The following is a 22600-nucleotide window of genomic DNA, read 5'->3' as shown; positions in this document are numbered from 1 at the left end:
GCCGCGCCAGAAGGGGTTATTCGCCTGCGTCTTCTGTTGCTGGCGCAATGGATGAGAACCAGCTATCCAGCTTCTCGCGCAGCTTATCGACGCCCTGTTTTTTCAGCGACGAAAACGCTTCAACCTGCACATCGCCGTTAAAGGCAATTGCCGCTTCCCGCACCATCGTAACCTGCGCTTTACGCGCGCCGCTGGCGAGCTTGTCCGCTTTGGTCAGCAGTACCAGCACAGGGATCTCGCTTGCTACCGCCCAGTGGATCATCTGCTGGTCGAGATCTTTTAGCGGATGGCGGATATCCATCAGTACGACCAGCCCCTTCAGGCACTGACGTTTCTCCAGATATTCACCCAGCGCGCGCTGCCATTTGATTTTCATCTCTTCCGGCACTTCGGCATAACCGTAGCCGGGCAGGTCGACAAGGCGTTTGCCTTCGACGACTTCGAACAGGTTGATTAGCTGGGTACGGCCCGGCGTTTTAGAGGTGCGCGCCAGGCTCTTTTGATTGGTTAGCGTATTGAGTGCGCTCGATTTTCCGGCGTTGGAGCGGCCAGCGAATGCCACTTCGATGCCGGTATCGGCGGGTAAGTGGCGAATATCAGGCGCACTGGTGACAAAGTGCGTCTGTTGGTAATTCAGGTTAGTCAAAACGGTCGTCTCCATCGTTAAAGCATGCGGGGATTATACCTGAACCCACGTAAAAGACTGTTTTTCTCGCATCATTCCTCTTTGTGCGTGATTGCCATGCATTTTGTAGGAAATCAGCCCGTTATACATTGCGAACTTTCAGAGTAATTGCAGGTTAAAAAATAGCTAAAAACAATACAATCAATAGTTTAACTTTATGGAATTCTCTTAATTTATCGTTTGTAAGGGTATTCGTACTTGTCTCTTTTTCTGAGACAAGTAAAGTAAGCCCCGTAGCAGGATGCTTTACAGGAAAGGATAACTCACGGAGCGAGGGGTCGGGAGCGCCAGGAGGCGAAGACCAGAGGAACACGTCAGGAGACGTTCACAAGGAGAGGGACCGCAACACGGAGTGTTGATGCTAATGGAAAAACAGGGCACGTTGACAGCAAACAGGGAACGTAGAGCCCTTTACGGGTCAGGGTCAAGAAAAAAGGCGACAGTTTACACTGCCGCCTTTTTTCTTTGCTTGCTTTCTGCTAGATTCCGCCGCAATTCTATACTGATGAAAAACCACCTAAGACCCCTATGATGAAAAAACCGTCTACCCAACCGCGCGGCAAAGTGCGCCGTAAAACCCGTGAAGAGTTGAACCAGGAAGGCCGCGAACGTAAGCGTGAGAAACGGCATCGCGGCAACGCTTCAGGCAGCCGCGCGAACGGTGGCGATAACGCGTCGGGCTCCGGCAAGGGCAAAGCGCAAAAAGATCCGCGTATTGGCAGTAAAACACCGATTCCGCTGGGTGTTACCGACACGCCAGTCACTAAGCAGCACAAACCGAAGAGTGAGAAACCTATGCTTTCACCGCAGGCTGAATTAGAGATGCTGGAAACGGATGAGCGCCTGGATGCGCTACTTGAACGTCTTGAAGAGGGCGAAACCCTGAGCGCCGACGAGCAGAAATGGGTTGATGCCAAACTGGATCGTATTGATGAACTGATGCAGAAGCTGGGCCTCTCTTACGATGATGACGAAGAAGAAGAGGAAGAGGAGCGTAAGGAAGATATGATGCGCCTGCTCAAGGGCGGCAACTAATCCTTTCTTATGGGGCTTCCCGTCCTGCTTATAACCCTTCCGGTTATATGTTATCTGGTGTGGTTATTCGTTAAACTACAGCGGTTGTCGCGGCGCAAACAGTGGCTGCGCAACCGGCTGATACCCCAAAAAGGGATCGGCCCAGGCCGCCGGTATCGCCAGCGGCGTCATCGGAAGGAGTAAGCAATGTCTGAGCATGTCATCGACTGGGATCTGGCCCTGATCCAGAAATATAACTATTCCGGGCCGCGTTATACGTCCTATCCCACCGCGCTTGAGTTTTCTGACGCCTTCGGCGAAGCGGATTTTCACCGCGCCGTAGCGCGCTACCCTGAACGTCCGCTTTCGCTCTACGTTCATATCCCGTTTTGCCACAAGCTCTGCTACTTCTGCGGCTGCAATAAAATCGTCACCCGCCAGCAGCATAAAGCCGATCAATACCTCGATGCGCTGGAGCAGGAGATTATCCACCGCGCGCCGCTGTTTAAAGGCCGTCACGTCAGCCAGCTGCACTGGGGCGGCGGTACGCCAACCTATCTCAACAAAGCACAGATCAGCCGCCTGATGGCGCTGCTGCGCGGCAACTTCGCCTTTGATGCCGATGCGGAGATCTCCATTGAGGTCGATCCGCGTGAAATTGAGCTCGATGTGCTCGACCATCTGCGCGGGGAAGGGTTTAACCGCCTCAGCATGGGCGTGCAGGATTTTAATAAAGAGGTGCAGCGGCTGGTTAACCGCGAACAGGATGAAACCTTTATCTTTGCTCTACTTAACCACGCGCGCGACATCGGCTTTACCTCGACCAATATTGACCTGATCTACGGCCTGCCCAAACAGACGCCGGAGAGTTTCGCCTATACGCTGCAACGCGTCGCCGAACTCAGCCCCGATCGCTTAAGTGTCTTCAACTATGCGCATCTGCCGACGCTCTTTGCCGCCCAGCGTAAAATTAAAGATGCGGATCTGCCTTCGGCGCAGCAGAAGCTCGATATCCTGCAGCAGACCATCTCGTCGCTGACTACATCCGGGTATCAGTTTATCGGCATGGATCACTTTGCCCGTCCCGATGATGAACTGGCGATCGCCCAGCGCAACGGCGTGCTGCACCGCAACTTCCAGGGTTACACCACCCAGGGCGACAGCGATCTGCTGGGGCTTGGCGTCTCTGCCATCAGCATGATTGGCGACAGCTACGCGCAAAACCAGAAAGAGCTCAAACACTACTACCAGCAGGTTGATGAGCAGGGAAATGCGCTGTGGCGCGGTATTGCGCTAACCCGCGATGACTGCATTCGCCGGGATGTGATCAAAGGGCTGATATGCAATTTCCGTCTTTCGTTCAGCGACATTGAGCGCGCTTGGGATCTCGATTTCGGCGACTACTTTGCAGAAGATCTGCAACTGCTTGCGCCATTGATTAAAGATGGGCTGGTGGAGAGGGATGAGCAGGGGCTTCAGGTAACGGCGAAAGGGCGTCTGTTGATTCGCAACATCTGCATGTGCTTCGATGTCTATCTGCGCCAGAAAGCGCGGCTACAGCAGTTCTCGCGGGTGATTTAACAGGCCTGCAAAAGCACCAGGCCTGTTAAACCGCTAGCTAAACAGCCCGACCAGCGTTGCACAAAGCAGCGCTGCGACAGCCGTTTGTGGCGTATGGCTGGCAGAGGCGCCAGCCGTAACCAGATGAATGAACGATTCCAGCATGATAACCCCCCCTGAACGCGCAAGATCATACTGCACTGCGGCTAACAGTAAAGCACAAAATAGCAGCACTTTTCGCGGGCGGATCGCGCTTTACGTTTACTCCATTCCCAGCTCTTTTAACTTACGCGTAAGGGTATTGCGCCCCCAGCCGAGCAGGCGTGCCGCTTCCTGCTTATGTCCCTGAGTGTGGCGCAGCGCGGTGGTCAGCAGGGTGCGCTCCATCTCCGGCTGCGCTTCAGAGAGCAGGTTTTGATGACCGGAACGCAGCGCGCGGTCGGCCCACTGCGCGAGCAGCGTTGCCCAGCTGTCCGGCAAACTCTGCGAGGGGCTATCCGGCACGGTGGCTTCAAACAGCTCACTGGGCAGATCCTGAATCAGCACTTCCTGGCCTGCCGCCATCACCGTTAACCAGCGGCAGGTGTTCTCCAGCTGGCGCACGTTGCCTGGCCATGCCAGACGGGTCAAAGCCGCTTCGGTTTCCGGATGCAGTAGCTTCGCTTCCACACCCAGTTCGTGGGCCGCGTCCTGTAAGAAGTGGCGCGCCAGACGCGGAATATCTTCCCGGCGTTCGCGCAGCGGCGGCAGATGCACGCGGATAACATTCAGGCGGTGGAACAGATCCTCCCTGAATTTCCCCTCCTGCACGCGCAGCTCCAGGTTCTGGTGCGTCGCCGCAATAATACGCACATCGACTTTCACCGGCGCATAGCCGCCCACGCGGTAAAACTGCCCATCGGCAAGCACGCGCAGCAAACGCGTCTGCACATCGAGCGGCATATCGCCAATCTCATCAAGAAACAGCGTGCCGCCATCGGCCTGCTCAAAACGTCCCTGACGAATGGTGTTGGCGCCGGTAAAGGCCCCTTTCTCGTGGCCAAACAGCTCCGACTCAATCAAATCTTTCGGGATTGCCGCCATATTGAGCGCGATAAACGGCGCTTTGACGCGCGGGCTGTGGCGATGCAGCGCATGGGCAACCAGCTCTTTCCCGGTGCCGGACTCGCCGTTAATCAATACGCTGATCGATGAGCGCGACAGACGGCCAATAATGCGAAACACATCCTGCATCGCCGGCGCTTCGCCGATGATATCGGTGGTCGGGCCGAGAGCCTGCACATTGCGCGGCTGCTGCTGCTCCTGGTAGTGACTGATAGCGCGCTCAACCAGCGCCACCGCTTCATCAATATCGAACGGTTTAGGCAGGTAGTCGAATGCTCCCTGCTGATAAGCGCTTACCGCTGCATCCAGATCCGAGTGGGCAGTCATAATGATGACCGGAAGCATCGGATGGCGCTGCTTAATCTGTTTTAACAGCGCCAGCCCGTCCATGCCGGGCATGCGAATATCCGAAAGCAGAACATCCGGCGTTTTAGTGGTCAGCGCATCAAGCACTTCATTGGCACTTTCAAACGTTGTACAACTCAAGCCTGCCCCGGTGAGCGCGCGTTCAAGCACCCAACGGATGGAGCTATCGTCATCCACGATCCAGACTATCCCTCGTTGCATAAACACCTCTACTTCCGAATAGGCAGGAATACCGAGAACTCGGTATGGCCTGGCCAACTGGTAAATTCAATTTTGCCTGAGTGTTGATCAATCAGGCTGCGTGCAATCGATAAGCCAAGCCCGGTGCCGCCTTCGCGGCCGCTCACCATTGGGTAAAAGAGCGTGTCTTGCAGATGCTGCGGTATACCCGGGCCGTTATCCTGCACATCGATTCTCGCTGCCAGGCGATAACGTACGCCGTGCAGCGTTAACTGGAACGCGGTGCGCGTACGCAGAATAATTTCGCCGCCCTCCGGCCCTAATGCCTGAAGCGCATTGCGCACGATATTGAGTAAAACTTGCTCAATCTGGTCAGGATCATGTGCCAGCTCCGGCAAGCTGGGATCGTAATCGCGAATTAACGTGACGTTAGCCGGCAGCTCCATCGACACCAGATTCACCACGCGTTCAGCCACTTTATGGATGCTTTCGGTAACGTGCATGCCCGGCTGCTGCGGCCCTAATAGGCGATCGACCAGATTGCGCAGGCGGTCGGCCTGCTCAATGATCACTTTGGTGTATTCCAACAGCGACGGGTCGGGCAGGGCTTTACTCAAAAGCTGTGCCGCGCCGCGCAGGCCACCCAAAGGGTTTTTAATCTCATGGGCCAGGCCGCGTACCAGATCGCGCGCCGCCACCTGTTGCGCATGCTGAAGCTGCTCCTGGCTTAAACGACGCTGGTTATCCATCGGCGCCATTTCCAGCAGCACCAGCCCGTCCGGCAGACGTTGCGCTGTCAGGGAGAGAATATGCGAGCGCCCGTCGATGACCAGCGTCACTTCGTTATCGGTAAATCCCTGGCCTGCATGCAAACTTTCACGCATCAGGTCGATATTGAGGGAGAAGTAGCTCAACAGTTCCGGCAGCGGGGTGCCGAACAGTTTGCGCGAGCTTTGCGCCAGCAGCTGTTGTGCCGCGGGGTTGGCGTAATGTACCGCCAGGTCGTCATCAACCAGCAGGATGCTGTTGATCAAAGAGTTGAGGATCTGCCCAGCATCGGGCAGCGCGCCGCTTGCCATGTAGCAGTCTCCCGGAGATATGCACCAATTTTGTGCAGTATAGCGTTATAGAAAGAAAAAGCGCGTGAGATCAGGCTGTTGTCGGCGAAAAAAGCCCATCGTGTGATGGGCCAAAGTTTCCACGGCAACTAAAAAATTCTCTGGCCTCTTTCTCGCCGTCAGCTGCCTGTGACGAGAAATCGGCCGAGTATTAATAACGTAATTAAACGCTGTAATAGAGTTCGAACTCTACCGGGTGCGGCGTCATGCGAACGCGATCGTTCTCTTCCATACGCAGCGCGATGTAAGCATCGATAGCGTCGTCGGTGAATACGCCACCAGCGGTCAGGAACTCGCGGTCAGCGTCCAGCGCGTTAAGCGCTTCTTCCAGGGAGCCTGCAACCTGCGGGATCTCTTTCGCCTCTTCCGGCGGCAGATCGTAAAGGTTTTTGTCCATTGCTTCGCCCGGGTGGATTTTATTCTTAATGCCATCCAGACCCGCCATCAGCAGCGCGGCAAAGCACAGGTACGGGTTCGCAGCCGGATCCGGGAAGCGCACTTCGATACGACGCGCTTTCGGAGAAGCAACAACCGGAATACGGATAGAGGCAGAACGGTTACGGGCAGAGTAGGCCAGCATAACCGGTGCTTCGTAACCCGGGACCAGACGCTTGTAGGAGTTGGTGGTCGGGTTAGAGAGGGCGTTGATCGCTTTAGCGTGTTTGATTACGCCGCCAATGTAGTACAGCGCCATTTCAGACAGGCCAGCGTATTTGTCGCCAGAGAACAGGTTGGTGCCATTCTTGGAGAGAGACATGTGGCAGTGCATACCGGAACCGTTATCACCGAACATCGGTTTCGGCATAAAGGTCGCGGTTTTACCGAAGCGGTGCGCAACGTTATGTACCACATATTTGTAAATCTGAATTTCGTCCGCTTTTTTGGTCATGGTGTTGAAGCGGGTTGCCACTTCGTTCTGACCCGCAGTCGCCACTTCGTGGTGATGCGCTTCCACAACCAGGCCCATCTCTTCCATCACCAGACACATGGTGGAACGCAGATCCTGAGAGGAGTCTACCGGCGGAACCGGGAAGTAACCGCCTTTCACAGCCGGACGGTGACCTTTGTTACCACCTTCATATTTGGTGGTGGTGTTCCATGCGCCTTCGATATCGTCGATAGCAACGCTGGAACCGGAAATGGAGCTGCCGAAACGTACGTCGTCAAACAGGAAGAATTCCGGCTCTGGCCCGAACAGCACGGTGTCTGCCAGACCGGTGGAGCGCAGGTACTCTTCAGCGCGTTTGGCGATGGAGCGCGGATCGCGATCGTAGCCCTGCATAGTGCCTGGCTCGAGGATATCGCAGCGAATAATCAGCGTAGACTCTTCGTAGAACGGGTCAATGACAGCGGTAGTGGCGTCCGGCATCAGCACCATGTCGGATTCGTTGATGCCTTTCCAGCCACCAATCGAAGAACCATCAAACATTTTGCCTTCTTCGAAGAAGTCAGCGTTGACCTGATGGGCTGGGATCGTGACGTGCTGTTCTTTACCTTTGGTATCTGTGAAGCGCAGATCGACAAACTTCACTTCGTGCTCATTCAGCATCGTCAAAACGTGTTCAGCGGACATACTTAAACTCTCCCGGGATTGTCATTGTCGTCGTGGTAACGAGGTCTTCTAATTACTACGTAAATCTGGCGTAGTTGCCGTACAATGGATAAGCGAAATCTATGCCAACTTTTAAATCACCCTAAAAAGGCGTTATCATGCTCGGCATAGTGCAAAAGGGCTGCACCATGATGGTTACCTTGCACCAATATAGTGCTTTTATGGAAACATAGGGCACCATATTGGTGCAATTTTCGTTATTTGCCCCTTTTAACGCTCCGTGAAAGCGATCACAAAGCAACTCTGCAATACTTGTTTGCAGGGTATGTTTGTGATCCTGTTTAGTCCTTCGATTAATACGTGTACAATAACGCGCTATTTCTAATGCCTGAGGCAAAGTTGTGATCGAAAATCTGCGTAACATCGCCATCATTGCTCACGTTGACCATGGTAAAACGACCCTGGTTGACAAGCTGCTGCAGCAATCCGGTACGTTCGACGAACGTGCTGAAACTCAAGAGCGTGTGATGGACTCCAACGATTTGGAGAAAGAGCGTGGGATTACCATCCTCGCTAAAAACACCGCTATCAAATGGAATGATTATCGTATCAACATCGTTGATACCCCAGGGCACGCCGACTTCGGTGGTGAAGTTGAGCGTGTAATGTCCATGGTCGATTCCGTGCTGCTGGTGGTTGACGCATTTGACGGCCCGATGCCGCAAACGCGCTTCGTGACCAAAAAAGCATTTGCCCATGGTCTGAAACCTATCGTGGTAATCAACAAAGTTGACCGTCCTGGCGCGCGTCCGGACTGGGTTGTTGATCAGGTCTTCGACCTGTTCGTTAACCTTGACGCGACCGACGAACAGCTGGACTTCCCGATCGTTTACGCTTCTGCGCTGAACGGTATCGCGGGTCTGGACCACGAAAACATGGCTGAAGACATGACCCCGCTGTACCAGGCGATTGTTGAACATGTACCGGCACCGAACGTCGATCTCGACGGCACGCTGCAGATGCAGGTTTCCCAGCTCGATTACAACAACTACGTTGGCGTAATCGGCATCGGCCGTATCAAGCGCGGTAAAGTGAAGCCGAACCAGCAGGTCACTATCATCGATAGCGAAGGCAAAACCCGTAACGGTAAAGTTGGCAAAGTGCTGACTCACCTGGGGCTGGAGCGTATCGAGAGTGACGTGGCTGAAGCGGGCGACATCATTGCAATCACCGGTCTGGGCGAACTGAACATCTCCGACACCATCTGCGATCCGCAGAGTGTTGAAGCGCTGCCGGCGCTCTCCGTTGATGAGCCGACCGTCACCATGTTCTTCAACGTCAACACCTCTCCGTTCTGTGGCAAAGAGGGTAAATATGTTACCTCTCGTCAGATCCTTGACCGCCTGAACAAAGAGCTGGTGCACAACGTTGCGCTGCGCGTTGAAGAGACTCAGGATGCGGATGCGTTCCGTGTTTCTGGTCGTGGTGAGCTGCACCTCTCTGTTCTGATCGAGAACATGCGTCGTGAAGGTTTCGAAATGGCGGTTTCTCGTCCGAAAGTAATCTTCCGCGAAATCGACGGCCGTAAACAAGAGCCGTTCGAAAACGTAACGCTGGACGTTGAAGAGCAGCACCAGGGTTCTGTCATGCAGGCACTGGGCGAGCGTAAAGGCGATCTGAAAAACATGAATCCGGACGGCAAAGGCCGCGTACGTCTCGACTACGTGATCCCAAGCCGCGGTCTGATCGGCTTCCGTTCAGAGTTCATGACCATGACCTCCGGTACCGGTCTGCTTTACTCCACCTTCAGCCACTACGACGATATTCGTCCGGGCGAAGTGGGCCAGCGTAACAACGGCGTGCTGATCTCCAACGGTCAGGGTAAAGCGGTTGCGTTTGCGCTGTTCGGTCTGCAGGATCGCGGTAAGCTGTTCCTCGGTCACGGTGCGGAAGTGTATGAAGGCCAGATCATCGGTATTCACAGCCGCTCTAACGACCTGACGGTAAACTGCCTGACCGGTAAGAAACTGACCAACATGCGTGCGTCCGGTACGGACGAAGCGACGGTTCTGGTTCCGCCGATCAAGATGACCCTGGAGCAGGCGCTCGAGTTCATCGATGACGACGAACTGGTAGAGGTAACGCCTCAGTCCATTCGTATCCGTAAACGTCATCTGACTGAGAACGACCGTAAACGCGCAATGCGCGGTGCAAAAGAAGACTAATTCCCTTCTTTTACCCCATCAAAAGCCGCTGATTATCAGCGGCTTTTTTTTATCCCGCGATCGCGGGCGTGAAAGGGTCCGCTATTCAAGCGGAAACTTTCCCGCTACAGTTAACTCTCCATGGCAGGCAAGGAGAGGCAAATGCTCTATATCTTTGATTTAGGTAATGTGATTGTCGATATCGACTTCAACCGGGTGCTCGGAGCCTGGAGCGATTTCAGCCGCGTACCGCTGGCAACCCTGAAGCAGAACTTTGTCATGGGGGAGGCCTTCCACCGTCATGAACGCGGGGAGATCAGCGATGAGGAGTTCGCCAAAGCTCTGTGTGAAGAGATGGCGCTGCCGTTAAGTTATGAGCAATTCTCCACCGGCTGGCAGGCGGTTTTCGTCGCGCTACGCCCGGACGTTATCGATATCATGCACAAACTGCGCGCGAAAGGAGATCGTGTGGTGGTGCTGTCCAACACCAACCGCCTGCATACGACCTTCTGGCCGGAGCAGTATCCGGAGATCCGCGCCGCCGCCGATCGTATCTATCTCTCTCAAGAGATGGGCATGCGTAAACCCGAAGCTGAAATTTACCAGCAGGTCCTTGCCGAGGAAGGTTTTTCGGCCGACGATACCGTCTTCTTCGACGACAATGCTGAGAATATCGCTGGCGCTGAGCGCGTGGGGATTACGTCGATCCTGGTCGCTAACAAGGCCACCATTCCGGACTATTTTTCAACGTTGCTATGAAAGATGCCGTAAAACAGCGCGCGAAGAGAAGTGCGCAGTCGCTGCAGGCCTGGCTAAAGCTGCTGTGGCGACATATCAACGATGACAACATGACGACGCTGGCGGGGAATCTCGCCTACGTCTCACTGCTCTCGCTGGTGCCGCTGATTGCGGTGATCTTCGCGCTGTTCGCCGTTTTCCCGATGTTTTCCGACATCAGCATCCAGCTGCGTCACTTTATTTTTGCCAATTTCATTCCCACAACCGGCGACGTTATCCAGAACTACATTGAGCAGTTTGTCGCAAACTCGACGAAAATGACCGCGGTCGGGGCTTGTGGGCTGGTGGTTACTTCGCTGCTGCTGATGTACTCCATCGACAGCGCGCTGAATACCATCTGGCGCAGCACCCGTGTGCGCCCGCACGTCTACTCGTTTGCCGTCTACTGGATGATCCTGACCCTCGGCCCGCTACTGGCCGGGGCAAGCCTGGCGATCAGCTCCTATCTGTTGTCGCTGCGCTGGGCGAGTGAGCTCAATAGCGTGATTGATGATGTGCTGCGAATTTTCCCGCTGATCCTCTCCTGGCTCTCGTTCTGGCTGCTCTACAGCATTGTTCCGACTACGCGTGTACCGAACCGCGATGCGGTGCTGGGTGCGTTTGTTGCGGCGGTGCTGTTTGAGTTGGGTAAGAAAGGTTTTGGCTTATATATCACCATGTTCCCCTCCTACCAGCTGATTTATGGCGTGCTGGCCGTTATCCCTATCATGTTTCTCTGGGTCTACTGGACCTGGTGTATCGTCTTGCTAGGGGCTGAAATTACTGTCACTCTCGGGGAATACCGCGAACTTAAAAAAGCAGCACAACGAGAAGAAGCAGACCAACCATGATTGCATTAATTCAACGCGTTTCCCGTGCGAGCGTTAGCGTGGCGGGAGAGGTGACGGGTGAAATCGGCCCGGGTCTTCTGGTATTACTGGGCGTCGAAAGGGAAGACGACGAGCAGAAAGCCAACCGCCTGTGTGAACGGGTGCTGGGATACCGAATTTTTAGCGATGCCGACGGGAAAATGAACCTCAACGTCCAGCAGGCCGGCGGCAGCGTGCTGGTGGTGTCGCAGTTTACGCTGGCAGCCGATACGGAACGCGGCATGCGTCCGGGCTTTTCGCGCGGTGCCGCGCCGGAAAAAGCCGAGGCGCTCTATAACCACTTTGTTGCACACTGCGGTCAGCAGATCGCCACGCAAACCGGGCGCTTCGCTGCCGATATGCAGGTGTCGCTGGTCAATGACGGTCCCGTCACATTCTGGCTACAGATATGAGCCAGCTTGCGGCGCGGTCCCGGGTCACAAGAGAGAATGCAGCTATGTATCATCTTCGCGTACCGCAAACTGAAGAAGAGTTAGAACGTTACTACCAGTTCCGCTGGGAAATGTTACGCAAGCCATTGCACCAGCCGCAGGGCTCCGAGCGCGATGCCTGGGATGCCATGGCGCATCACCAGATGGTGGTTGATGAAGAGGGCAATATCGTCGCGTCCGGTCGGCTCTATATCAATGCCGATAACGAAGGCTCGATCCGCTTTATGGCGGTACACCCCTCCGTACAGGATAAAGGCCTCGGCACGCTGATGGCGATGACTCTTGAATCCGTCGCCCGTCAGGAAGGTGTTAAGCGCGTAACCTGTAGCGCCCGCGAAGATGCGGTGCCCTTTTTCGCCAAGCTTGGGTTTATCAACGAAGGCGAAATCACCGCGCCGCAAACCACACCCATCCGCCATTTTCTGATGATCAAACCCATTGCTTCGCTGGATGATATTCTTCATCGCGGCGACTGGTGCGGTCAGCTGCAACAAGCCTGGTATCAGCATATTCCGCTCAGCGAAAAGATGGGCGTGCGCATCCAGCAGTACACCGGGCAGAAATTTATTACCACCATGCCGGAGATCGGCAATCAAAATCCGCACCATACGCTGTTTGCCGGCAGCCTTTTCTCACTGGCGACGCTCACTGGCTGGGGCCTTATCTGGCTGATGCTGCGTGAACGCCACCTCGGCGGCACGATTATTCTCGCCGACGCCCATATCCGCTACAGCTCGCCCATCAGCGGTAAACCAAGCGCCATTGCCGATCTCGGCTCGTTAAGCGGCGATCTCGACCGCCTGGCTCGCGGGAAAAAAGCGCGCGTGCAGATGCAGGTGGAGCTGTTTGGCGATGATAAGCAGGGCGCGATTTTCGAAGGCATCTACATCGTTCTGCCGGCAAAACCGTTCGGCTCGTTCGAAGAGGGCGGCAACGAAGAGGAGTAGGCGCTGGGCATGCCGATGGCGCGCGCGAAAGGCGCGCTTTCCCGTGCAGCCAGTTACACTCTGGCGATGCGCGCCGCCACATCGTAGATCACATCTACTGCCGTACGGCTGATGCCGGCAAGCTGGAAGAAACCGTGTATCACGCCGAGATAACGCGAACAGGAGCAGGCCACGCCCTGTTCGGTCATTCGCTGATAGAGTGACTCTCCTTCATCGCACAGCGGGTCAAACTCCGCTGTTACAATATGCGTCGGCGGCAGGCCGTTGAAATCATCGCGCCATAGCGGGCTGACGTCCGGCAGCAGGCGATCGGTCTCGCCAAGATAGTGCGTATAGCCCGAGAGCAGCGCCTCGCGGGTGATCACATAATCTGCGCCGTTAAGGGTATAGCTGTCGAACCAGGCGGTTGCATCAAGCATGGGATAGATAAGGATCAGCTGAGCAGGCTGCCACTCGCCTGCGGCTTTTAAGCGCAGTGCCGTGACCAGCGCCAGATGCCCTCCCGCGCTATCACCCGCCAGCGTGATGCGCTGAGGATCGATGCCAAGCTGCTGCGCGTTTTGCCGGATAAGTTCTGCACCCCTCAGCGCATCATCATGCGCCACTGGCCAGCGGTGTTCTGGCGCAAGGCGGTACTGCACGGCGATGACCCGGCAGCCGCTGTAAAAGGCGAGCTGGCGCAGCTGCTTATCATGGGTATAAAAACCGCCGCTAACAAAACAGCCACCGTGATAATAAATAAGCGCAGGCAGATTGCCGTTGGCATTTTGCGGTGAGTAGCAGCGAAAGCGAATACCCTCAAGCGTTAACTCACTCACCTCAACACGAGTTTCCGTCTCGCCTGCCAGCGCTGTGCTGGCGAGATACCCCGCGCGCCGGTCATCAATACTCTGCTCGCAGACGGAGGGCCGTCCTGCAGCAATAAAGTCGCTTACCAGTTGGCTAATACCCTGTTCCAGTGCCATTTCGCATTCCTTTGTCTGTATAAATACCCAGGTTTTATAGCCTGGTTTTTGCGAAATGGAAACGGGGGTTTTGGGCTGAAAATGAAAAGTGGAACCCAGCTCGAAAGAACGTTTTTTTCTTTCAGGAATGCATCAGAGGGGAGACGTAAGATTTATTAGAAGGGAGGAAGGCGCTAATAAGTGTGAAAAAGATCGGAAGTGAGTTTGTCACCCCATATCAGTAACAGGCCGGGCAACAACTTACCGCGACCTGCTGATTTTACTCCCCTTCGCCGGGGAATAAGAACGGGTTGATGGAGCTACGGGCGAACCCTTCCTGCTCCATGCGGGCATCGAGGATCAGCGACGCCAGATCGTCGGCCACCGCTTCGACATTCTGGTCTTTTTCCTGATAAAGGATCTTCAGGTAAGTGCCGCAGTCGCCGCAGCTTTCCGCTTTGATTGCCGCCTGCTCGTTATCCAGCGACCAGTAGTGCAGATCGCGGGTTTGCTCGCAGTTGCTGCACTTGACGCGCACCACGTGCCATTCGGTTTCGCACAGGTTGCAGTGCAGGTAGCGCAGCCCCTGGCTGCTGCCGATGTGCACCGTACTGGAAACCGGCATCGATCCGCATACCGGGCAGAACTGGCGCTGCTCGCCATATTCCGCGCGGGCTTTCCCCGGAATCAGGCTGGCCATCTGCGCCCAGTAGAGCGACAGCGCGGCCCAGATAAAGGGCGCTTTATCGCTGCTGACGGAGGCGAAGTCGGCGGCAAAGAGCGCGCTGGCCATCGCTTCCAGCTCCTGTGCGGAGGCTTTTTCCAGGTTCTCGATCACCGCCAGCGCCGGGCCGCTCATCTCCGGTTTCAGTTCGGCGATCAGCGAATGCAGCAGCTTATGCCAGTGCGTATCGCGCGGCAGGACATGAATATCAAGCGGCGGCTTGCCCTGCGCGGCAGCTTCTTTAAGACGCGCCGTCAGATCGAGTTGTAACGGGTGGTCATACAGCACCACCTCCTGGGCATGGGCGATAAGCGCGGCAAAACGCAGATAATCACCCAGCGGATTACTCTCTGCCAGCGTGCGCAGACGTTCCGCACGGCGGTTATAGAGGTTTTTGAGTCTGGGGAATAACAACGGCGGAATCACTTCCGCCGTGCGTTTTTCGCTCTTCTCCAGCTCATCTTGCGGGATTATGCGAATACTCATTCAGTTGGTTTTTCCGTTGTCTTGCTGCGAACTTCCCGGTACCAGCGCGGGTGATGTTTCTTCGCCCAGGTGCTGGTAACCCAGCCTTCCACCATTGCGGTTATGGTGCCTTTAACCCACAAGGCGGCATAAATGTGCACCATGATAACCACAATTAACGCGACTGCTGCAAATGAATGCACCATCAGCGCTAAGCGGATCACCGGGATGGGAAACGCGGGTGCAAAGTAAGGGCGCCAGATAACCACGCCGCTTGCCAGTAGCAACACCAGGAAGATAATCGCCGCCCAGAACACACACTTCTGACCGAAATTATAGCGCCCGGTGTCACCCACTTCCTCATTGACGACGATCTTACGAATATTCTTCGCCCAAAAGATATCATCCCTATTGATGAGGTTATGGTGCCAATAGCGGAAAAACATGATTATAAACGAGGCAAACATCACCACGCCGACAAACGGATGAAGAATACGCGCCAGCTGCGGCGTGCCCAAAATGTTCATCAACCAGTTGAAGGAGGGGAAGAAAAACCCCAGCCCGCTCACCGACGCCAGCACGAAGCAGAAGGCGGTGATCCAGTGGTTGATGCGCTCGGGTGCCGAATAGCGCACGATGGTGTCACGTTTTCTCATTTGCGCACCTCGTCTTTCTCTTCATGCAGGTTGTCCTCTTCCTCTTCTGCGCGGTTCGGACCGACACCGACATAGTGGAAGATGCTGGCCGCGAAGGTGGCAGCAAAGCCGACCGCCGCAAGTGGTTTCCAGATCCCTTTCCAGAACTTCACGGTTGCGCTGATTTCCGGATTCTCCGGCAGGCCATGATACAGATTCGGATTATTGGCGTGGTGCAGCACATACATCACGTGCGTGCCGCCAACACCGGCCGGATCGTACAGACCTGCGTTATCGTAACCACGGGTTTTCAGCTCTGCCACGCGCTCGCCGGCGAGGTTTTTCATATCCTCTTTGGAGCCAAAGTGGATAGCGCCGGTCGGGCAGGTTTTCACGCAGGCCGGTTCCTGGCCTACCGTCACACGGTCAACGCACAGCGTACATTTGTAGACGCGGTTGTCTTCCGGGTTCAGGCGCGGCACATCAAACGGGCAGCCAGCGATGCAGTAACCGCAGCCAATGCACTGCTCAGACTGGAAGTCGACAATGCCGTTAGCATACTGAATGATAGCCCCTTCTGACGGACATGCTTTCAGACAGCCAGGATCGGCGCAGTGCATGCAGCCATCTTTACGAATCAGCCACTCCAGTTTGTCGTTCTGCTCCACTTCCGAGAAACGCATCACCGTCCATGATTTGGCGGTCAAATCCGCCGGGTTGTCATACACCCCGACGTTATGCCCCACCTCATCACGCAGGTCGTTCCATTCGGAACAGGCCACCTGACAGGCTTTACAGCCGATACAGGTGGTGACGTCGATAAGCTTCGCCACTTCCTGCTGGTGATCCCGCGCCTGAGGCGCGGGTGTGAAACCGTTAGTCGCGGAACGACGGATGATGTCTTGCGATTGATAAGCCATAAGTCGTCTCCGTTACACCTTTTCCACATTCACCAGGAACGCCTTGAACTCTGGCGTTTGGGTATTCGCATCACCGACAAACGGCGTCAGCGTGTTGGCGATAAAGCCTTTCTTCGCCACGCCTTCGTAACCCCAGTGAATCGGAATACCAATCGTGTCGATATCTTTGCCGTCCACTTTCAGGGTACGAATACGTTTGGTCACCACCGCTTTGGCTTTGATATAGCCACGGTTGGAGGAGACGCGCACGGTATCGCCCTGCGTAATGCCCAGCTTGCCCGCCAGTTTCTCGCCAATCTCCACAAACTGTTCCGGCTGCGCGATGGAGTTCAACAGCGCGTGTTTGGTCCAGTAGTGGAAGTGCTCGGTCAGGCGGTAAGTGGTCCCGACATACGGGAACTTATCGGCTTTACCCATCGCTGCGAGATCGTCTTTAAAGACGCGCGCGGCAGGGTTCGAGACGACATTCGGGTGCAGCGGGTTGGTGCCCAGCGGCGTTTCAAACGGCTCATAGTGTTCCGGGAACGGCCCTTCCATCATCTTATCGAGAGCGAAGAGGCGACCCATCCCTTCCGGCTGCATGATAAACGGCCCGACTTCACTGCCAGGAGCGGCGGTGCTGTAGTCCGGAATATCTGCACCCACCCACTTGCCGTTGGCGTAGCTGAGCAGCTTGCGCTTCGGATCCCACGGGTTACCCTGCGGGTCAGCGGAGGCACGGTTATAGAGAATACGGCGGTTGAGCGGCCACGCCCATGCCCAGCCCAGCGTATTGCCAAGGCCCGACGGATCGGCGTTATCACGGCGCGCCATCTGGTTGCCGTCCGGCGTCCAGCTTCCGGCGAAAATCCAGCAGCCGCTTGAAGTGGTGCCGTCATCGCGCAGGTGCGCAAAGCTGCCAAGCTGGTTGCCTTTCTTCGCCAGCACGTCGCCGCTTACCGGATCGATAATATCGACCAGCGCTTTGCCGTTGCTCTCCATCGCCACTTCTTCCGCCGACGGATTCTCCGGCGTCGAGTAGTTCCAGGTCATGTTCAGAACCTGTTCCGGATTCGCGCCACCCTCTGCGGCATACATCTTACGCAGACGTAAGAAGATACCGGCCAGGATCTCACCGTCGTTCAGCGCTTCGCCCGGGGCGTCGGCGCCTTTCCAGTGCCACTGCAACCAGCGGCCGGAGTTAACGATGGAGCCGTTCTCTTCAGCAAAGCAGGTCGACGGCAGGCGGAACACTTCGGTCTGGATAGTCGACGGATCGACATCGTTAGACTCGCCGTGGTTCTGCCAGAAGGTCGAGGTTTCCGTATTCAGCGGATCGATGGTCACCAGGAACTTCAGTTTCGACAGGGATGCCACCACCTTGTTCTTGTTCGGGAACGAGGCGACCGGGTTAAAGCCCTGGCAGAGATAGCCGTTGACCTTGCCCTGGCTCATCATTTCGAAGTACTGCAGAACGTCGTAGCCTTTGTCCCACTTCGGCAGCCAGTCAAAGCCCCAGCTGTTCTCCGCTGTTGCTTTATCGCCAAAGAAGGCTTTCATCATCGAGACGAAGAATTTCGGGTAGTTGCTCCAGTAGTTAACCTGGCCTTCCAGCAGCGGTTTAGGCGTATTGACGGTCAGGTAGGTCTGGAGATCCTTCTGCTTCTCGCTCGGCAGCGTCATGTAACCCGGCAGGCTCTGCGACAGCAGGCCAAGATCGGTCAGACCCTGAATATTGGAGTGGCCGCGCAGGGCGTTCACGCCGCCGCCTGCCATCCCCATATTGCCGAGCAGCAGCTGGATCATCGCCATGGTACGGATGTTCTGCGCGCCGACGGAGTGCTGCGTCCAGCCCAGGGCATATAGGAACGAAGCGGTCTTATCGTGCACGCTGGTTTCCGCGATGTACTCGCACACCTTCAGGAAGTCCGCTTTTGGCGTCCCGCAGATGTTTTCAACCACTTCTGGCGTATAGCGGGAAACGTGCTGTTTCAGCAGGTTCCACACGCAGCGCGGGTGAGTCAGCGTTTTATCGCGCTTAGCGAAACCCTTCTCATCCAGCTCGTAGTTCCAGGTGGTTTTGTCGTACTTGCGTGTTTCCGCGTCATAGCCGGTGAACAGGCCATCTTCGAAGCCAAAATCTTCACGCACGATCAGGCTGGCGTTGGTATAGGCTTCGGTATATTCGCGGTTATATTTTTCGTTGTTCAGCAGGTACAGCAACACGCCTGACAGGAAAGCGATGTCAGTACCGGAACGAATCGGCGTATAAAAATCCGCAACCGAGGCGGTTCGCGTAAAGCGTGGATCGATAACAATCAGCTTCGCGCCATTGTGGATCTTGGCTTCCATCGCCCAGCGGAATCCCACCGGATGCGCTTCTGCCGCGTTCCCTCCCATCACCACGATGAGATTGGCGTTCTTCATATCAACCCAGTGGTTGGTCATCGCACCGCGACCAAATGTTGGAGCAAGACTTGCTACCGTTGGTCCGTGTCAGACACGCGCCTGGTTATCGACGGCTAACATGCCGAGGGCGCGGGTAAATTTCTGGGTTAAATAGCCGGTTTCGTTACTGGAAGCGGATGCGCACAGCATCCCGGTGCTCAGCCAGCGGTTCACGGTGGTGCCTTCGGCGTTCTGCGCAACATAGTTGGCGTCGCGGTCGGCTTTCATCAGTTTGGCGATGCGCTCAAAGGCATCTTCCCAGGTGATGCGTTGCCACTTATCGGAACCTGGAGCACGGTATTCCGGGTATTTCAGGCGGCTTTCAGAGTGGATGAAATCCACCAGACCTGCCCCTTTCGGGCAGAGCGCGCCGCGGTTTACCGGATGGTCCGGATCCCCTTCGATATGGAAAATTGACGCTTTGGCGTTTTTTGCACCGTCGCCGAGGCTATACATCAATAGCCCGCAGCCCACGGAACAATATGTGCAAGTATTACGGGTTTCGCGGGTGCGCAACAGCTTATATTGCCGTGTCTCCGCGAGTGCAATGTTGGGGGCAAAGCCCAGTGCTGCAGCCGTTGTACCTGCCATACCGCCAGCGCAGATCTTAAAGAACTGCCTTCTGCTGACCTGCATGGGTTACTCCTGGGTTGACATTACTCTTATCGTTTTTTTCTTTGCGGTGAATTTCACAAAGGTTCAGAATTGCCGCATATCCCTCTGCTTAAGAAGGATATGCGCGGAGAATACCACAATGTCGGTACGCTTGTTCGAGGGTAGTTAATACAAAGTGAACATTTTGCATACTAAAAAGCACAAAAATGCAACATCAGTCACAGGCGTACGCGAAGTCGTGCTCTGGAAGCGTGACAACCTGCACCAGTCCCAGCCAGACATGCTGGCGGAAGAGGTGCCGGTTGCGCTGGTTTACAACGGCATTTCCCATGTGGTGATGATGGCATCGCCAAAAGATCTGGAAGAGTTCGCCATCGGCTTCTCCTTATCCGAAGGGATTATTGAGACCCCCGCCGACATTTACGGCATGGAGGTGGTGCCGTCCTGTAACGGGCTGGAGGTGCAGATCGATCTCTCCAGCCGCCGCTTTATGGGGCTGAAAGAGCGCCGCCGCGCGCTGGCCGGGCGCACCGGCTGCGGCGTCTGCGGCGTTGAGCAGCTCAATGATATCGGCAAGCCCATCGCGCCGCTGCCGTTCACCCAGACCTTTGATTTAGCCACACTGGATAATGCGCTCGCTCACTTAACTGATGTGCAGCCGATCGGGCAGCTGAGCGGCTGTACTCACGCTGCTGCATGGCTGTTGCCTTCCGGCGAACTGGCAGGCGGGCATGAGGATGTGGGTCGCCATGTGGCGCTGGATAAGCTGCTCGGGCACCGGGCGCGCGCCGGTGAAACGTGGGCGTCCGGCGCGGTGCTGGTCTCCAGCCGCGCCAGCTATGAGATGGTGCAAAAGTCGGCGATGTGCGGCGTCGAAATCCTCTTTGCCGTCTCGGCGGCGACTACGCTGGCAGTGGAAGTGGCAGAGCGTTGTAACCTGACGCTGGTCGGTTTTTGCAAGCCGGGCAGGGCGACAATTTATACCCATCCACAGCGATTAATGGGTGTTAAATAATCGTCAAAAAAACTGAAAGAGTTTAACAAATCCTTCCGCTTTTTGTTTTGAGGGTAGAGGCCTATCATTACTTTCATCGAGGCACGGTGCTTCACTCAAACAAAAAAACGTAAGGGTTTATCTCATGAAAAAACATCAAAACTTTTGTTGCAGTTATCGCTCTCGCTTCCTCATTCGGTACTTTTGCTGCGCAAACCGTGACCGCAACTGACACCACCCTGAGCGGTGCTGAAGCGAAAATCGCCGCCCAGGCACAACAGGCTGGCGCTTCTTCTTACCAGATCACTGAAGCGTATAACGGCAACCAGGTTCACATGACCGCTGAACTGACCAAATAAGCTAAGCACTATCGTCGAAAGAGCGCCTCCGGGCGCTTTTTTCGTTTTAGTGCAGACCCGCCAGACGCAGCAGAGCTGTGACCACCGCTGCTGACAGAATCACCACGATCAGCGGCATCTTGCGCCAGGCAAGAAACAGCGCAAACAGCACGCCGGAAACCCGCGCCATCCCGGCGAAGTGATCCCCTTCATAGAGCATTGCGGCCAGCGCCACAGCGAACAGCAGCGTGGTCGCTGCATCCGAAAGCAGCCCCTGTGCGCGTTCCGACAGCGCCAGACGCCCGCCCAGTTTCGCGCCGCCGAGCCGCATCAGATAGGTGCCTGCCGAGAGAATGGCGATACCGCCAAGAGTCAGTGCAACGCTTGCCATTATCGCTTCCTCGTCAGTAAACCAAGCAGTGAGAGCAGCACCGGTAACCCCACCGGCGCGAAGGGTACCGTCGCCAGCGAGAGCGCCGCGCCGCTACAGGCGCGTATCAGCGTGGTGCGCTTTTTCAGCGCCGGCAGCACTAGCGCCAGTAAAATCGCCGGGAACACCGCGTCCAGACCGATGGTTTCCGGCGCGGGCAGAAAAGCCCCGACCGATGCACCGATCAGCACGCCAACCGGCCACAGCAGCGCCACGCCCAGCCCGCAGAGCCAGTAGGCAGCTTTGCGCTGTTCCGGGGTTGACTGTGAAAGCCCGAACACCACGCTCTCATCATTCATAATGTGGCAGCCCAATAACCCGGCGGCCCGTTTACCCACCAGTTCGCGCACCGTCACGCCGAAGGGAATATGGCGCGCATTGACCAGCAGCCCGGCGACCGCGGCTGCCAGCGGGCTACCGCCGCTTGCCACAATCCCGATAAACATAAACTCCGAAGCGCCTGCCAGCACCAGCGTCGAGAGCATCAGCGGCACCCAGAGCGGGAAGCCGTAAGCCATTGCCAGAGAGCCATAGGAGACGCCGACAACGCCGACCGCCAGGCAGACCAGCCCAATCGCTCTAACCGTGTCGCGTGTAAGGGAAGAAAAGTGTCGTGTGAACATCGCTTTTTAGCCATATCGAACGTGTATCCATTATAATGAACACCCTGAGACCGTTTTTCAAGACGAACATAACGTTCGATTAAATGAACATTTAAGGCCGGTATGACACAACCCATCGCTATTATCGCCAAAAGCCTGGCGCGTGAGCGGCAGCGGACCGGGCTCTCGCTGGCGGAGATCGCCCGCCGCGCCGGGATTGCGAAATCGACGCTCTCGCAGCTGGAAGCGGGCAACGGTAATCCGAGCCTCGAAACCCTGTGGGCGCTCTGCGTGGCGCTGGATATTCCTTTCGCCCGCCTGCTGGAGCCGCAAAACCCGCAAACGCAGGTGATTCGCCGCGGTGAAGGCACCAAAGTGGTTGCCGAGCAGGCGCACTACCAGGCGATATTGCTGGCAACCTGCCCGCCCGGCGCGCGGCGCGATATCTATCTGCTGCTGACGCAGCCCGGCGCGGATCGCATCTCCCACCCGCATCCCGCCGGTTCCGTCGAGCACATTATTGTGACGCAGGGACGGGCGCTGGTCGGGCTGACAGAAGCGCCTGAAGAGTTAAACGAAGGGGATTACATCTGTTACCCGGCGGATCGCGAGCATATCTTTAAAGCGTTAGAGCCGGATACGCAGGCGATCCTCGTTGCCGAGCAGAATTGAGCCTTC

22 protein-coding genes are annotated in these 22600 nt (G+C 56.0%); 10 read left to right on the top strand and 12 right to left on the bottom strand.

All coding sequences use genetic code 11. The features are described from left to right. Positions 1 to 16 precede the first annotated feature (16 nt). Entirely contained in the window at positions 17 to 646 is a 630-nt protein-coding gene (gene yihA / locus N7V53_RS21170; protein WP_023479300.1) for a ribosome biogenesis GTP-binding protein YihA/YsxC, read from the bottom strand. 570 nt (positions 647 to 1216) lie between these two features. On the opposite strand from yihA, the gene yihI reads away from it, so the two are divergent. Then, entirely contained in the window at positions 1217 to 1720 is a 504-nt protein-coding gene (gene yihI, locus N7V53_RS21165; RefSeq protein ID WP_023479295.1) for a Der GTPase-activating protein YihI, read from the top strand. Positions 1721 to 1906: 186 nt separating this feature from the next. Beyond that, a complete protein-coding gene (gene hemN, locus N7V53_RS21160) occupies positions 1907 to 3280 on the top strand; it encodes an oxygen-independent coproporphyrinogen III oxidase (protein ID WP_279794829.1) in 1374 nt (457 codons plus the stop codon). A gap of 33 nt (positions 3281 to 3313) precedes the next feature. On the opposite strand, the gene N7V53_RS21155 is transcribed toward hemN, so the two are convergent. The 4 genes from N7V53_RS21155 to glnA form a co-directional block, all read right to left on the bottom strand. Continuing rightward, on the bottom strand, positions 3314 to 3424 hold the full coding sequence (locus N7V53_RS21155) for a YshB family small membrane protein (protein WP_094192975.1): 111 nt from the start codon (positions 3422 to 3424) through the stop codon (positions 3314 to 3316). Positions 3425 to 3520: 96 nt separating this feature from the next. Beyond that, the gene (gene glnG / locus N7V53_RS21150; protein ID WP_279794828.1) at positions 3521 to 4930 is read right to left on the bottom strand and encodes a nitrogen regulation protein NR(I); all 1410 of its coding nucleotides are present in this window, start codon (positions 4928 to 4930) and stop codon (positions 3521 to 3523) included. Positions 4931 to 4938: 8 nt separating this feature from the next. Then, positions 4939 to 5988 carry a nitrogen regulation protein NR(II) gene (gene glnL / locus N7V53_RS21145; RefSeq protein WP_023479377.1) on the bottom strand — a complete coding sequence of 350 codons (1050 nt, stop codon included), beginning with the start codon at positions 5986 to 5988 and terminating at the stop codon, positions 4939 to 4941. Between the two features lie 202 nt (positions 5989 to 6190). Beyond that, positions 6191 to 7600, bottom strand: a complete 1410-nt coding sequence (glnA, locus tag N7V53_RS21140; RefSeq protein WP_187800638.1) for a glutamate--ammonia ligase — start codon at positions 7598 to 7600, stop codon at positions 6191 to 6193. 380 nt (positions 7601 to 7980) lie between these two features. Between glnA and typA the strand changes: the two genes are divergently transcribed. From typA to fabY, 5 genes are all read left to right on the top strand, one after another. After that, positions 7981 to 9804: a ribosome-dependent GTPase TypA gene (gene typA / locus N7V53_RS21135; protein WP_023479326.1), complete on the top strand. Its 1824-nt coding sequence runs from the start codon at positions 7981 to 7983 to the stop codon at positions 9802 to 9804. 141 nt (positions 9805 to 9945) lie between these two features. Continuing rightward, positions 9946 to 10542: a glucose-1-phosphatase gene (yihX, locus tag N7V53_RS21130; RefSeq protein WP_279794823.1), complete on the top strand. Its 597-nt coding sequence runs from the start codon at positions 9946 to 9948 to the stop codon at positions 10540 to 10542. Further along, entirely contained in the window at positions 10539 to 11411 is an 873-nt protein-coding gene (locus N7V53_RS21125) for a virulence factor BrkB family protein (protein ID WP_023479298.1), read from the top strand. The genes yihX and N7V53_RS21125 overlap by 4 nt, the downstream gene beginning before the upstream one ends. After that, a complete protein-coding gene (gene dtd / locus N7V53_RS21120; protein WP_023479361.1) occupies positions 11408 to 11842 on the top strand; it encodes a D-aminoacyl-tRNA deacylase in 435 nt (144 codons plus the stop codon). Before N7V53_RS21125 ends, dtd begins: the two co-directional genes overlap by 4 nt. Before the next feature lie 44 nt (positions 11843 to 11886). Continuing rightward, positions 11887 to 12828: a fatty acid biosynthesis protein FabY gene (gene fabY, locus N7V53_RS21115; RefSeq protein WP_023479318.1), complete on the top strand. Its 942-nt coding sequence runs from the start codon at positions 11887 to 11889 to the stop codon at positions 12826 to 12828. Between the two features lie 53 nt (positions 12829 to 12881). On the opposite strand, the gene N7V53_RS21110 is transcribed toward fabY, so the two are convergent. The 5 genes from N7V53_RS21110 to fdnG all read right to left on the bottom strand — a co-directional run bounded on the left by N7V53_RS21110 (position 12882) and on the right by fdnG (position 19579). Continuing rightward, a complete protein-coding gene (locus N7V53_RS21110) occupies positions 12882 to 13793 on the bottom strand; it encodes an alpha/beta hydrolase (protein ID WP_279794821.1) in 912 nt (303 codons plus the stop codon). A gap of 259 nt (positions 13794 to 14052) precedes the next feature. Further along, entirely contained in the window at positions 14053 to 14982 is a 930-nt protein-coding gene (fdhE, locus tag N7V53_RS21105) for a formate dehydrogenase accessory protein FdhE (RefSeq protein WP_023479362.1), read from the bottom strand. Further along, positions 14979 to 15617, bottom strand: a complete 639-nt coding sequence (gene fdoI / locus N7V53_RS21100; protein WP_023479367.1) for a formate dehydrogenase cytochrome b556 subunit — start codon at positions 15615 to 15617, stop codon at positions 14979 to 14981. Before fdoI ends, fdhE begins: the two co-directional genes overlap by 4 nt. Beyond that, positions 15614 to 16516, bottom strand: a complete 903-nt coding sequence (fdxH, locus tag N7V53_RS21095; RefSeq protein ID WP_023479333.1) for a formate dehydrogenase subunit beta — start codon at positions 16514 to 16516, stop codon at positions 15614 to 15616. The genes fdoI and fdxH overlap by 4 nt, the downstream gene beginning before the upstream one ends. A gap of 12 nt (positions 16517 to 16528) precedes the next feature. After that, entirely contained in the window at positions 16529 to 19579 is a 3051-nt protein-coding gene (gene fdnG / locus N7V53_RS21090; RefSeq protein ID WP_200135229.1) for a formate dehydrogenase-N subunit alpha, read from the bottom strand. Between the two features lie 154 nt (positions 19580 to 19733). Between fdnG and fdhD the strand changes: the two genes are divergently transcribed. Together fdhD and N7V53_RS21080 are read left to right on the top strand one after the other, a co-directional pair. Next, the gene (fdhD, locus tag N7V53_RS21085; protein ID WP_023479311.1) at positions 19734 to 20573 is read left to right on the top strand and encodes a formate dehydrogenase accessory sulfurtransferase FdhD; all 840 of its coding nucleotides are present in this window, start codon (positions 19734 to 19736) and stop codon (positions 20571 to 20573) included. A gap of 134 nt (positions 20574 to 20707) precedes the next feature. Continuing rightward, positions 20708 to 20911: a YdgH/BhsA/McbA-like domain containing protein gene (locus N7V53_RS21080; protein ID WP_279794840.1), complete on the top strand. Its 204-nt coding sequence runs from the start codon at positions 20708 to 20710 to the stop codon at positions 20909 to 20911. Positions 20912 to 20957: 46 nt separating this feature from the next. On the opposite strand, the gene N7V53_RS21075 is transcribed toward N7V53_RS21080, so the two are convergent. Then, the gene (locus N7V53_RS21075) at positions 20958 to 21281 is read right to left on the bottom strand and encodes an AzlD domain-containing protein (protein ID WP_279794817.1); all 324 of its coding nucleotides are present in this window, start codon (positions 21279 to 21281) and stop codon (positions 20958 to 20960) included. After that, positions 21281 to 21943 carry an AzlC family ABC transporter permease gene (locus N7V53_RS21070; protein ID WP_200135231.1) on the bottom strand — a complete coding sequence of 221 codons (663 nt, stop codon included), beginning with the start codon at positions 21941 to 21943 and terminating at the stop codon, positions 21281 to 21283. The genes N7V53_RS21075 and N7V53_RS21070 overlap by 1 nt, the downstream gene beginning before the upstream one ends. A gap of 102 nt (positions 21944 to 22045) precedes the next feature. Here N7V53_RS21070 and N7V53_RS21065 point away from each other — a divergent pair, with 102 nt between their 5' ends. Further along, positions 22046 to 22594, top strand: coding sequence for an XRE family transcriptional regulator (locus N7V53_RS21065; RefSeq protein ID WP_023479331.1), 549 nt, complete (start codon positions 22046 to 22048; stop codon positions 22592 to 22594). Positions 22595 to 22600 lie beyond the last annotated feature (6 nt).

The sequence above is a fragment of the Kosakonia sp. HypNH10 genome (genome assembly GCF_029850615.1).
Lineage (GTDB): Bacteria > Pseudomonadota > Gammaproteobacteria > Enterobacterales > Enterobacteriaceae > Kosakonia > Kosakonia cowanii.
The sequence above is the reverse complement of the archived record's forward strand: the minus strand, read 5'-3'. Positions and strand labels throughout refer to the sequence as shown.